Origin of the sequence: Streptomyces sp. NPDC020983 (assembly GCF_044333485.1) — a bacterium.
Classification (GTDB): domain Bacteria; phylum Actinomycetota; class Actinomycetes; order Streptomycetales; family Streptomycetaceae; genus Actinacidiphila.
On sequence record NZ_JBIRRA010000015.1, the window covers coordinates 1 to 12,228 of the forward strand.

Sequence of the window (12,228 nt, forward strand, 5' to 3'; positions counted from 1 at the left end):
ATCCACGCAATCAGACCCACACACCCCTCATCCGCATTCGCCCGCAACACCACACCCGTGATCGCCGCCGCATCCGTCAGCACCGGCTTCCACACGACGCGAACGGGCGAGCCCGGGATGGCGGCCAGCTGCGCGGCGATGGCCTGGGACTGCTCGGCGACCTGGGCGAGCGTGCCGGGCCCGTACAGGCCCTGGCTGCCGGTGAGGAACCAGACCTCGCGCTCGGCGGCGGACGGCGGCGTGGACGCGGTGGTCATGCGGTGACTCCTCGGTCGGCGGGGCGGGTGTCCTCGGGGGTGGCGGGGCGGGCCGTCGGCTCGGCCGGAGCGGCGGGCTGCTGGCCGTACACGTTCTGGTAGCGGTCGTACAGCCGGTCGACGTCGGCGCCGGGGATGGGCAGCGGCGCGCCGAGCTGACGCGAGATGTGCACCGTGCGGGCGACGTCCTCGCACATCACCGCGGCCTTGACCGCCGCGCGGGCGTTCTTGCCGATGGTGAAGACGCCGTGGTTCTGCATGAGCACCGCCGGCGAGCGGTGGCCGCGCAGCGTCTCGACGATCCCCTGCCCGATCGAGTCGTCACCGATGAGCGCGAACGGCCCCACGGGTATCTCGCCGCCGAACTCGTCGGCCATCGCGGTCAGGACGCAGGGTACCGCCTCGCCCCGCGCCGCCCACGCGCACGCGTACGTGGAGTGGGTGTGGACGACTCCCCCGACCTCCGGCATGTGCCGGTAGACGTACGCGTGCGCCGCGGTGTCGGAGGACGGCGACAGCGCGCCCTCCACGACCCGCCCCTGGAGGTCGCACACGATCATGTTGTCCGGGGTGAGGGCGTCGTAGTCGACCCCGCTCGGCTTGATGACGAACAGGTCGGACCCGGGAACGCGCGCGGAGACGTTTCCGGCGGTCCACACGACGAGCTGGTAACGCACCAGCTCCTGGTGCAGATCGCTGACCTCGCGGCGCAGCCGGGCGAGCGGATCGCCCGCGGACGCCGGAGGAGGGCTGCTGCTCATGGCGGAGTACCTCGTCTCTGAAATCTGCTCGGAGTGAGCGCTAACACGGAAAATAGTGATCGCTAACATGCACCGGTGCCGCCCGTACGCCGCCCGCGGCGTACGGAGCCGGCCCGGTGTCCCCGGGCCGGCGCACCGGGCCCGTCCCCCTGCGCAGCCCGTCGTCTCACCGGGCTGCGCGCAGGGCGCGCAGGCGGTGCATGACGGCGCTGCCGCCGCGTCCGAAGTGGTCGTGGAGGGTGCGGTACTCGGCGTAGAGCAGGTCGTAGGCGGCGGCCCGCTCGGGGTCGGGAGTGTACGCCTCGCGCTTGATGCGTCCCATGACCGCCGACGCCTCCCTGATGCCCGGGTAGGCACCTGCCGCGACCGCCGCGTGGATCGCGGCGCCCAGCGCCGGGCCCTGCTCGGAGGCCAGCACGTTGATCGGGCGGTTCAGCACGTCGGCGTACGTCTGCATCAGGAAGGCGTTCCTCAGCAGCCCGCCCGCCGCGGTGAAGTCCGCGACCGGCACCCCCGACTGCTCGAAGGTCTCCACGATGGTGCGGGTGCCGAACGCGGTCGCCTCGATCAGCGCCCGGTAGACGTCCTCCGGGCGGGTGTCCAGCGTCAGGCCCACCATCAGCCCCGACAGGTGGTGGTCGACCAGCACCGAGCGGTTGCCGCTGTGCCAGTCCAGCGCTATGAGTCCGTGCCCGCCCACCGGCTGGGCCTCCGCCTTCTGCGTGAGCAGCTCGTGCGGCGAGATGCCGCGCCGCCGCGCCTCGGCCGCGTACTCGTGCGGCAGCACGGTCCGCACCGCCCACGCCAGGATGTCACCCACCCCCGACTGCCCCGCCTCGTAGCCCCACAGGCCCGGCACCACACCGCCCTGCACCGCGCCGCACATCCCCGGCACCTCGGCGAAGACCTCGGAGTTCATGATGTGGCAGGTCGACGTGCCCATGATCGCGAGCATGTGGCCGGGCTCCAGGGCCTGCGCGGCGGCACTGGTGACGTGCGCGTCGACGTTGCCCACCGCCACCACCGTGCCCGCCCGCAGCCCCGTCAGCTCGGCCGCCGCCTCCGTCACCGTGCCCGCGGCGGTGCCGAGCTGGGACAGCGGGTGCTCCACCTTGGCGGTGAACCCGGCGAAATCCGGGTGCAGGGCCGCGAGGAAGCCCTCGTCGGGGTAACCGCCGTCCTGGTACATGCCCTTGTAGCCCGCCGTGCACAGGTTGCGGTTCTCCGCGCCCGTGAGCTGCCACACGATCCAGTCGGCCGCCTCGATCCAGCGCTCCGCGGCGTCGTAGACCTCGCGGTCCTCACGCAGCACCTGCAGCGCCTTGGCGTACTGCCACTCGCTGGAGATCTTCCCGCCGTAGCGGGCCAGCCACGGCTGCCCGGTCTCCTCCGCGACCCGCACGACCAGGTCGGCGTCGGGCTGGGCCGCGTGGTGCTTCCACAGCTTGGGATAGGCGTGCGGGCGCGCCGAGAAGGCCGCCAGCTCGCACAGCGGCGTACCCTCGGCCGTCGCCGGCAGCACCGTGCACGCCGTGAAGTCCACCGCCACACCGACGACCTGGTCCGCCCGCACACCGGCCGCCTCCAGCGCGCGCGGCACCGCGAACCGCAGCACGTCCCGCCAGTCCTGCGGAATCTGCAGCGCCCAGTCCGGCGGCAGCGCCGGGCCGCCGCCCGGAAGCGCCGACTCCACGACACCGTGCGCGTACTCGTGGACGGCACTGCCCAGTTCACGGCCGTCGTCGACCGCGACGACCAGGGCGCGCCCGGACAGCGTCCCGAAATCTATACCGACCGTAACGGCGCCGGCGGCCGGCGGTGTCGTGCTGGTGTGCGTCATGTGCGGGTCTCCCGGGAGTGGTCGAAAGGTGTGCGGGGCGCTGCGAGAGGTACGGGTGGAGCCGTGTCCGCGCGGGGGCGGACCGTTCGGGCGGTGCGGCGGTACGAGGGGGTGCGGCGGTACGGGGGTGCGGGGCGGGCGGCGGGGGTCACCGGGGGGCGGCGGGCGCGCGGGGCGCCCGCCCGGGCCCCGCGCGCGGACGCCGCCGCCGTCACAGCGACGTGCTGCTGCGCCGCACGATCAGCCGGGGCTCGATCACCACGCGCTCGACGTCGCCTTCGGAGCCCGCGGTGCCCGGACCGCCGCCCGCCTCCAGGCGGTCGACCAGCAGCCGGATGCTGGCCTGGCCGACGGCGGCGAAGTCCTGCCGTACGGTCGTGAGCGGCGGCGCGAAGAACTCCGCCTCGGGGATGTCGTCGAAGCCCGCGATCGCCACCTGGCCCGGCACGGACAGGCCCGCCTCGCGGAAGGCCCGCAGCACGCCCAGCGCCATCTGGTCGTTGGCCACGAAGACCGCGGTCACACCGGAGGAGCCGCGCCGCGCACCGCCCGCCGCGACCCGCCCGGCCAGCTCCTGGCCCGCGCGGTAGCCGGACAGCGGCGTCCAGTCCCCCACCAGCGGCGGCGGCACCTCGGCCCCCGCCTCCTCCAGCGTCTCCCGCCACCCCTTGACGCGCGCCTCGGCCTCCAGCCAGTCCGGCGGGCCTGCCACGTGCCACACCGTGCGGTGCCCGGCGTTCAGCAGATGGCCGGTGACCAGCCGCGCGCCGAGCTCCTGGTCGACGGAGACGCCCGCTATCGGCAGCGAGTGCCCGCCCTCCACGGTCACGACGGGGAAGGGCAGCCGCAGTTCGGCGAGCGCGGCCACGGCCTCGCGGTGCGGCACGATCACCACGATGCCCTCCACCCCCCAGTCGCTGAGGTGGTCGATCGCCTCCTCCAGCGCCTTGGCGGTGTAGCGCCGCAGCGTGACCGCCGAGGCCATGTAGCCCTCGTCGCGCGCGGCCTCCTCCAGCCCGAAGAGGGTGCTGGCGGGTCCGAAGAGGGTGGGGTTGCAGGCGACGACGCCGAGCGTGAGCGTGCGGCGGGTCACGAGCGCGCGGGCGGAGGAGTTGCGCCGGTAGCCGAGCTGCTCGATCGCCCGCAGCACCTCGGCCCGGGTGGTGTCACGTACATTGGGGTGGTTGCTCAGCACGCGCGAGACGGTCTGGTGCGACACGCCGGCGACCTTGGCGACGTCCGCCATGGTCGGTGCCCGGCGTGGCCGGCCGGTGGTCTGCGCGGTCTGTGACATGGCTCTCCGATCTGTGTGTCGGCTGTCATTGTTAGCGCTCACAGAGGATCCGTCAAGAGATGTCCCGCAGCGCGGGCGCCGTAGGCCGCGGGACTTCCCGGCGGACGGACGGGGGGCCGGGGGCCGGAGGGTCCGCACGGGCAGGGGCGGCCGCGTCGTGGGGGCGCGGCCGCTCCCTCCGGAGCGGGTCCGGGCGCGGGGCCGCGGCCCGCAACGGGGCCGGGGACACCCCTGCCCGCCGGCCACCTGCCACGCGGCGGCCCCCTTCGTGCCGCAGCCGCGCGGCCTGCGCGGACGCGGGCCGGGCTGCCCCGGGGGGACGGGTCGCCGTCCTCGTCGGCGCGGCACGCTCCTCGTGCGGCCGCCCCGCCGGACCAGCGGTGGCGGTGCCCGGGCCTCGCCCCGACACTGGGGGCGTGGCCAGGCGCGAGGAGCGGCACGCGGCGGGGAGCGACCTGCTGCGCGCGGCCGCCACCTCGGTCGGCACGACCGTTGAGGTACTGCGGACCGCGGACGAGCTGGCCCGTGCCGCCGTGCCCGGCCTCGCCGACTTCGCCGCCGTCGACCTGCTCGACGGGGTGGTGGACGGCGACGCCCCGCCCCCCGGCCCGGTCGACGGGGCGTCGGCGGGGCTGCGGCGCGCGGCGTCCTGCCGTGCGGGAGGCGGGGCGCCCGGCGGGGTGCCGGTGGGCGCCGGCGTCGCCTATCCGGCGGGCAGCCCGTACGCGCGCTCCCTGAGCGGCGGGATGCCGCTGCTGGAGTCGGGCGTCGGACCGGACACGCCGTGGCTGGCCCCGGACGCCCGTCCCGCGCACGCGCTCGCCGCCCTCCCGCTGGCGGCGCACGGCATCGTGCTCGGCCTGCTGCACCTCTACCGCGGCCCTGCCGCGCCCCCGTTCGCGCCCGGCGACCTGGAGCTGGCCGCCGCGCTCGCCGCGCACGGCGCGGTGTGCCTGGACAACGGGCGCAGGGAGGCGCGCTCGGCCCGTTCGCGGCAGGCGCTGCGGCACGCGCTGCTGCGCGACGTCGTCCCCGCCCACCCCTCGATGGAGCACACCCGCCGCTATCTGCCCGGGCGGCTCTACAAGGGCAAGGGCGGCAGCTGGTGCGACGTCATCGCGCTGTCCAGCGCGCGGGTCGCGCTGGTCGCGGGCGACGCCACCGGGCACGGCGTCCAGGCCGTCGCACGGGCCGGGCGGGCACGCACCGCCGTACGGGCGCTGCTCAGCATGGATCTGGCGCCCGACGAGCTGCTGACGCACCTGGAGCACCTTGTGCGGCAGATCCTGGCCACGAACAGGGCCTCGGGTGAGCCGCCGGGCGTCACCACGACCTGCCTGCTGGTCTTCTACGACCCGGTCACCGGAGGCTGCCAGGCCGCGAGCGCCGGACACCCGCCGCCCTTCCTCGTCCGGCCGGACCGGCCGGCGGAGCCGGTCCGCATGCCCGTGGGGCCGCCCTTCGGCGAGCACGGCACCTTCGAGTCGGTGGATCTCGACCTGCCCGAGGACGGTGTCCTCGCCCTCTACACGCGCGGCGTGGTGCTCGGCCCCGACGGCGCTCCGGCGCCGGACACCCTGGCGCGGGCGCTGGCGCGCCCGGCGGACGACCTGGACACGATGGCCGCGCGGGCCGTCGAGGCCGTCCGGCCGGTGCGGTCCGGCGAGGAGGACGGCGTCCTGATGCTCGCCCGGCCGCGGCCGGTGCCCGGGCGCGACGTGGTGTCGTGGGAGGTGCCGCCGGAGCCCGCCTCCGTGTCGCGGGCCCGGGACCTCGCCGCCGAGCAGCTGAAGCGGTGGAACGCCGCCGAGGAGGCGACGACGACCCAGCTCATCGTCAGCGAGCTGGTCACCAACGCGATCCGCTACGGCCGCCCGCCGCTGACGCTGCGGCTGATCCGCACCGACCGGCTGGTCTGCGAGGTCACCGACGCCTCCAGCACCTCACCCCACCTGCGCCACGCAGGCGGCCTGGACGAGGGCGGGCGCGGGCTCTTCCTGGTGGCCCAGCTCGCCGACACCTGGGGCACCCGCTACACCACCCACGGCAAGACCATCTGGGCCGAGCAGCCGCTCTCCGGCTGAGGCGGCGGCGCCCGCGGGCGGCCGGCTCAGCCGCCGGGCCCGGGTGGCCGGTCGGGGCCGCGGTGCCGCCCGGCGCGGTAGACCCCCCAGCTCGCCACCCCGCTGAGCGCGCACACGCTCGCGGCGAGCAGCTGTCCGGCGGCGGAGAGGGCGAAGGCCGCGAAGAGCAGCACCAGCGCCAGGACGCTCGCCCACACGGTGACCCGGCGGGCCCGCTCGGCGCCCGGGGGCCCGGCCGGCTCCTGGCCGGCCTCCGGTGCGGGGGGTGCCGTCGGGTGCAGCGGCTCCGGGTGGGTGCGCCCGAAGTCCGCGAGTGTCTTGGAGAGCCGGGGATCGTCTCGGGTGAGCAGCCGTTCGAGGTCGGCGATCACTCGTCGTTCGTGCAGGGAAAGGACCATCGTCCGCTCTCCTCACCCGAGGGGCCCGTCCGGCGTCGCCGGCTTTCACTGGCCGTGGCTGCGGTTCCAGCCGCTCATGTCCACCGACTACCCGGCGACATACCCGTCCAATCGGGTGAAACGGATCATTTCCCCGATCGCGGTGCGCACGGCGTACCCGGCGAGCCGGGGGCAGGATGGGGGAATGGACACGCACTCGGGGACCGCGCTCGTGGTCGTCGACATGATCAACACCTACGACCACCCGGACGCGGAGCTGCTGGTCGAGTCGGTGCGCAAGGTACTGCCCGCCGTCAGCCGGGCGATCGCCGGGGCACGCCGCCACGGTGTCGAGGTGATCTACGTCAACGACAACTTCGGCCGCTGGCGCTCCCACCACGACGAGCTGGTCACGGCCGCCCTGCAGGGGCCGCACGCGGAGCTGGTGCGGCCCGTGGTGCCCGACGAGGACTCGCTCTTCGTCGTCAAGGCCCGCCATTCGGTCTTTTACCAGACGCCCCTGGAATACCTCCTCCAGCAGCACCGCGTCGGCCACGTCGTGCTGTGCGGCCAGGCCACCGAGCAGTGCGTGCTCTACTCGGCGCTGGACGCGCACATCCGGCACCTGGACGTGACGGTGCTGCGCGACGCCGTGGCCCACATCCACGCCGACCTGGCGGACGCGGCGCTGCGCATGATGGAGCGCAACATGGGTGCCCGGCTCACGGACACCGACACCATGCGCTGGTGACGCCGGCGGGCGGCCCGGGAGGGGGACGGGGCCGGGTTCCCCCGGGCGGCCCGCGCGGAGCGCCCGGCGCGGTGGTTCGTCCGCTCCGGGGCGGGTACCCGCAGGGTCCACGCACCCGGTGGGAGGTGGGTCACATGGCCGGCACCGACCGGCAGGACATCACGCACGCGCTCCTGGACCGCTACGGCCGCACGTACGCCGACCAGGCGGGCATCCGCCTGAAGGACACCCCGCAGCCGCTCTACCGGCTGCTGGTGCTCGCGGACCTGCTGAGCACCCGGATCAAGGCGGACATCGCGGTCGCCGCGGCCGAGGAGCTGTCCGCGGCGGGGATGCGCGATCCGCGCGGGATGGCGGACGCCACCTGGCAGGAGCGGGTCGACGCGCTGGGCCGCGGCGGCTACCGGCGCTACGACGAGAGCACCGCCACCCGGCTCGGGGAGGGCGCCGAACTGGCGCAGGAGCGCTACGGCGGCGACCTGCGCCGGCTGCGCGACGCGGCGGACGGCGACCCGGCGGGCGTGCGCGAACGGCTGCGCGAGTTCCCCGGCGTCGGCCCGGCCGGCGCGGACATCTTCCTGCGCGAGGTCCAGGCGGTGTGGCCGCAGGTCGCCCCCTACTTCGGCGACAAGGCCGAACAGGGCGCCCGGGCCCTGGGCCTGCCCGCCTCGCCCGGAAAGCTCGCGGACCTCGCCGAGGGCGCGGACGCGGAGCCCGCGGTGCTCGCCGCCGCGCTGGTGCGCGTCTCGCTCGACAAGAAGGCTCCCGAGGCGGTCCGCGAGGCCGCGCGCGGCTGAACGCGCCCGGAACCGCCCGATCCGCCGTTGGGCCGAACGGGCGGTTCCGTGTGAGCCGGCGCCGCTCCGGGGTACCCGGCGCGGGGGGGGGGGGGGGGGGGCGGGCCGCCCCCCCCCCCGGGGGGGGGGGGGGGGGGGGGGGGGGGGGGGGGGGGGGGGGGGGGGGGCGGGGGCCCGGGGGGGGGGGCGGGGGGGGGGGGGGGGGGCGGGGGCCCGCGCCCCCCCGCCGGGTGTGTCCGGGTGTGCAGGGAGGGTGGTCGGCAGGTGCTGATTCTTCGCGGGCGGCGGCAGCGTGCCCGGGCGCGGCTGCGCGCAGCGGCGCTGACGGGCGTCGACGCGCTCGACCGCCGGCTGCCGCTCGCCGCTGCTGCCCGCGCGGTGCTGCGCAAGGCCTTCCCCGACCACTGGAGCTTCCTGCTGGGCGAGCTGGCGCTCTACAGTTTCGTGGTCCTGCTGCTCACCGGGTCGTGGCTGGCGCTCTTCTTCGACTCCGGTTCGCGGCAGATCCTCTACCACGGCAGTTACACGCCGCTCGACGGGCTGCCGGTGTCCGAGGCGTACGACTCCACGCTGCACATCAGCTTCGACGTGCGCGGCGGGCTGATGGTCCGCCAGATGCACCACTGGGCCGCGCTGCTGTTCGTGGCCGCACTCACGGTGCACATGCTGCGCAACTTCTTCACCGGCGCCTTCCGCAAGCCGCGCGAGATCAACTGGATGATCGGGGTGCTGCTGTTCCTCCTGGCGCTGCTGGAGGGCTTCTGCGGCTACTCGCTGCCCGACGACCTGCTGTCGGGAACGGGCCTGCGCACCGCGCACAGCATCGTCCTGTCGGTCCCGGTGGCGGGAACCTACCTCGCCTACCTGCTGTGGGGCGGTGCCTTCCCCGGGCACGTGCTGATCGGGCGGCTGTTCGTGCTGCACGTGCTCTTCGTCCCGGCCCTGCTCCTGGCCCTGGTGACGGCCCATCTGATCCTGGTCTTCCACCTCAAGCACACCCAGTGGGGAGGGCCCGGCCGCACCAACCGCAACGTGGTGGGACGCCCGATGTTCCCGTACTTCGCCGCGAAGTCCACCGGACTGTTCCTGTTCGTCACCGCGACGCTCGCCGTGCTGGCCGCGGTCGCCCAGATCAACCCGGTCTGGGTGTACGGCCCCTACCGGCCCGACCAGGACAGCACGGGGGCCCAGCCCGACTGGTACCTCGGTTTCCTGGAGGGGGCGCTGCGGCTGATGCCGGACTGGGAGACCAGCGCGGCCGGCCACACCGTGATGTGGAACGTGCTGGTGCCGGCGGTGGTGCTGCCGGGGGTGCTGTCCGTCCTGCTGCTGGGCTGTCCGCTCATGGAGCGGTGGGTGACCGGTGACGACCGCGAGCACCACCTGTGCGACCGGCCGCGGGACCGCCCGGTGCGCACCGCGTTCGGCGTGGCGGGCGTCGTCGCGTACGGGGTGCTCTTCGCCGCCGGCGGGAACGACGTGGCCGCCTTCGCCTTCCACCTGTCCGTCAACGCCCTCACCTGGGTCTTCCGCGTCTGCCTCGTCCTCGGCCCGGTCGTCGCCTTCGCCGTCACCAAGCGGCTGTGCCTGGCGCTCCAGGCCCACGAGCGCGAGGTCCTGACGCAGGGTACGCAGACCGGCGTCGTACGGCAGAGCGTCCACGGGGCGCTGGAGCCCGAGCACGCGCCCGCCGACCCGGCGCGGCTGTACCGCTTCGTGGTGCGCGACCTGCCCGTGCCGCAGACCGCCGCCGCCGGGGACGGCCGGCTCCGGCGCCTCCAGGTGGCGCTGAGCCGCTGGTACGCCGGGCGGCGGGTCGAGGTGGGGGCCACGCCCGAGCAGCGGCGGTACGCCGAGGAAGCACTGGCCGAGCCCGAGCGGAGGAAGCGATGACGCGTACCCGGCAGGAGCCGGAGCGGGAGCAGGACGGGCCCGCGCCGGGCGGGCCCGCGCCGGAGGCGGTGGTGCGGGGCAGCAGGCTGGGCGAGCGGCTGCTGCGGTACCTGACGACGACCGACCACAAGGTCGTCGGCAACATGTACATGGTGACGGCGTTCGCCTTCTTCCTCTTCGCCGGCCTGCTGGCGATGGGGATGCGCGCGGAACTCGCCCGGCCGGGACTCCAGTTGTGGAGCACGGCGCAGTACGACCAGCTGGTCACCATCCACGGCACGATCATGATGCTGCTCTTCGCGACACCGATGTTCGCCGGTTTCGCCAACGCCGTGATGCCGCTCCAGATCGGCGCGCCGGACGTCGCCTTCCCGCGGCTGAACGCGGTGACGTACTGGCTGTACCTCTTCGGCGCGCTGACCGTCGTGTCGGGCTTCGTCGTCCCCGGCGGGGCGGCCGCCTTCGGCTGGTTCGCCTACGCCCCGCTGAACAGCGTCGTCCACTCCCCCGGCGCGGGCGGCGACCTGTGGGCGACGGGCCTGGTGCTGTCGGGGTTGAGCACGACACTGGGCGCGGTGAACTTCGTCGCGACGATCGTGTGCCTGCGGGCACCGGGCATGACGATGTTCCGGATGCCGATCTTCACCTGGAACATCCTCTTCACCTCGATCCTGGCCCTGCTGGCCTTCCCCGTGCTCACGGCCGCGCTGCTCGCCCTGGAGGCCGACCGGAAGTTCGGGGCCCACGTCTTCGACGCGGCCAACGGCGGGGCGATCCTGTGGCAGCACCTGTTCTGGTTCTTCGGGCACCCGGAGGTCTACATCGTCGCCCTGCCGTTCTTCGGGATCGTCACCGAGATCGTGCCGGTCTTCAGCCGCAAGCCGGTCTTCGGCTACATCGGCATGGTGGGGGCGACCATCGCGATCACCATGCTGTCGGCCACGGTGTGGGCGCACCACATGTTCGCCACCGGCATGGTGCTGCTGCCGTTCTTCTCCCTGATGTCGTTCCTGATCGCGGTGCCGACCGGGGTGAAGTTCTTCAACTGGGTCGGCACGATGTGGCACGGCAGCCTCTCCTTCGAGACGCCCATGCTGTGGGCGGTCGGCTTCCTCACCACCTTCCTGCTCGGCGGGCTGAGCGGGGTGCTGATCGCCTCGCCGCCGCTCGACTTCCACGTGACCGACAGCTACTTCGTGGTGGCGCACCTGCACTACGTGCTGTTCGGCACGGTGGTCTTCGCGATGTTCGGCGGCTTCTACTTCTGGTGGCCGAAGTGGACCGGGCGGATGCTCGACGAGCGGCTGGGCCGGATCCACTTCTGGACGCTCTTCGCCGGCTTCCAGACCACCTTCCTCGTGCAGCACTGGCTCGGCGAGCAGGGGATGCCGCGCCGCTACGCCGACTACCTCGCGAGCGACGGCTTCACCACGCTGAACACGGTGTCGTCCGTCGGCGCCTTCCTGCTCGGCCTGTCCACGCTGCCCTTCCTCTACAACGTGTGGCGGACCGCGCGCCGTGCGCCCAGGGTCGGGGAGGACGACCCCTGGGGCTTCGGCCGCTCCCTGGAGTGGGCGACGTCCTGCCCGCCCCCGCGGCACAACTTCGTCACCCTGCCGCGCGTGCGGTCCGACTCCCCCGCCTTCGACCTGCACCACCCGGAGGCGTCCGGCCTCCCCGTGCCGCGCACGCCCGCGGGCCAGGCCACTCCCGACCCGCACGGGGAGGCGAAGCGATGACGACCGAGGCGTGGCTCTTCGGCGGAGTGTCCGGCTTCTTCCTGGGTACCGGGCTCTGGTACGGGATCTGGTCGCGCGAACCGGCGGGCAGCGCGGTGCTGGGCGTCGCCTTCCTGATGTCCGCGCTGATCGCCGCCTTCTTCACCCGGACGGCCCGGGAGGACGGCGCCCGCCCCGAGGACCGCCGCGACGGCGAGATCGCGGAGCGCGCGGGGCCGGTGGACTTCTTCCCGGCCCGCAGCGCCTTTCCGCCCGTCGTCGGGGCCGGGGCCGCGCTGTGCGCGCTCGGGATCGTCTTCGGCGTGTGGCTCTTCCTGCTCGGCCTGGGCGTGCTGCTGGCCGGCGTCCTGGGCCTGGTCTTCCAGTACGTCCACCGCCCCGACCCGCCGGGCACACCCGCCGCCGGGCGCCCGCGGCCGCCGCGCTGAGGGGCGC

The 12,228-nt window shown here is 74.5% G+C and carries 10 protein-coding genes and 1 pseudogene; 6 read left to right on the forward strand and 5 right to left on the reverse strand.

Annotated elements, in window-relative coordinates:
* The 4 genes and pseudogenes from ACH4SE_RS28570 to ACH4SE_RS28585 all read right to left on the reverse strand — a co-directional run.
* Nucleotides 1–257 (reverse strand): annotated as a pseudogene (locus ACH4SE_RS28570) (L-arabinose isomerase); the annotation flags it as partial.
* Nucleotides 254–1,018, reverse strand: coding sequence for an L-ribulose-5-phosphate 4-epimerase (locus tag ACH4SE_RS28575; RefSeq protein WP_398546380.1), 765 nt, complete (start codon nucleotides 1,016–1,018; stop codon nucleotides 254–256). The pseudogene ACH4SE_RS28570 and the gene ACH4SE_RS28575, both read right to left, overlap by 4 nt.
* 166 nt (nucleotides 1,019–1,184) lie before the next feature.
* Nucleotides 1,185–2,858, reverse strand: a complete 1,674-nt coding sequence (araB, locus tag ACH4SE_RS28580; RefSeq protein ID WP_398546381.1) for a ribulokinase — start codon at nucleotides 2,856–2,858, stop codon at nucleotides 1,185–1,187.
* Between the two features lie 211 nt (nucleotides 2,859–3,069).
* Complete coding sequence (locus ACH4SE_RS28585) at nucleotides 3,070–4,152, reverse strand: LacI family DNA-binding transcriptional regulator (protein ID WP_398546382.1); 1,083 nt, start codon at nucleotides 4,150–4,152, stop codon at nucleotides 3,070–3,072.
* Nucleotides 4,153–4,568: 416 nt separating this feature from the next.
* Between ACH4SE_RS28585 and ACH4SE_RS28590 the strand changes: the two genes are divergently transcribed.
* On the forward strand, nucleotides 4,569–6,236 hold the full coding sequence (locus tag ACH4SE_RS28590; protein ID WP_398546383.1) for a SpoIIE family protein phosphatase: 1,668 nt from the start codon (nucleotides 4,569–4,571) through the stop codon (nucleotides 6,234–6,236).
* A gap of 26 nt (nucleotides 6,237–6,262) precedes the next feature.
* Here ACH4SE_RS28590 and ACH4SE_RS28595 read toward each other — a convergent pair whose 3' ends face one another.
* Nucleotides 6,263–6,634: a DUF3040 domain-containing protein gene (locus ACH4SE_RS28595; protein WP_398546384.1), complete on the reverse strand. Its 372-nt coding sequence runs from the start codon at nucleotides 6,632–6,634 to the stop codon at nucleotides 6,263–6,265.
* A 184-nt stretch (nucleotides 6,635–6,818) separates the two neighbouring features.
* On the opposite strand from ACH4SE_RS28595, the gene ACH4SE_RS28600 reads away from it, so the two are divergent.
* From ACH4SE_RS28600 to ACH4SE_RS28620, 5 genes are all read left to right on the forward strand, one after another.
* Nucleotides 6,819–7,364, forward strand: coding sequence for a cysteine hydrolase family protein (locus tag ACH4SE_RS28600; protein WP_398546385.1), 546 nt, complete (start codon nucleotides 6,819–6,821; stop codon nucleotides 7,362–7,364).
* A gap of 134 nt (nucleotides 7,365–7,498) precedes the next feature.
* Nucleotides 7,499–8,161, forward strand: a complete 663-nt coding sequence (locus ACH4SE_RS28605; protein ID WP_398546386.1) for an endonuclease — start codon at nucleotides 7,499–7,501, stop codon at nucleotides 8,159–8,161.
* A 267-nt stretch (nucleotides 8,162–8,428) separates the two neighbouring features.
* Nucleotides 8,429–10,054: a cytochrome bc complex cytochrome b subunit gene (locus ACH4SE_RS28610; RefSeq protein ID WP_398546665.1), complete on the forward strand. Its 1,626-nt coding sequence runs from the start codon at nucleotides 8,429–8,431 to the stop codon at nucleotides 10,052–10,054.
* The gene (gene ctaD / locus ACH4SE_RS28615; RefSeq protein ID WP_398546387.1) at nucleotides 10,051–11,793 is read left to right on the forward strand and encodes a cytochrome c oxidase subunit I; all 1,743 of its coding nucleotides are present in this window, start codon (nucleotides 10,051–10,053) and stop codon (nucleotides 11,791–11,793) included. Before ACH4SE_RS28610 ends, ctaD begins: the two co-directional genes overlap by 4 nt.
* Nucleotides 11,790–12,221, forward strand: a complete 432-nt coding sequence (locus ACH4SE_RS28620) for a cytochrome c oxidase subunit 4 (RefSeq protein WP_398546388.1) — start codon at nucleotides 11,790–11,792, stop codon at nucleotides 12,219–12,221. Before ctaD ends, ACH4SE_RS28620 begins: the two co-directional genes overlap by 4 nt.
* Nucleotides 12,222–12,228: the final 7 nt, after the last annotated feature.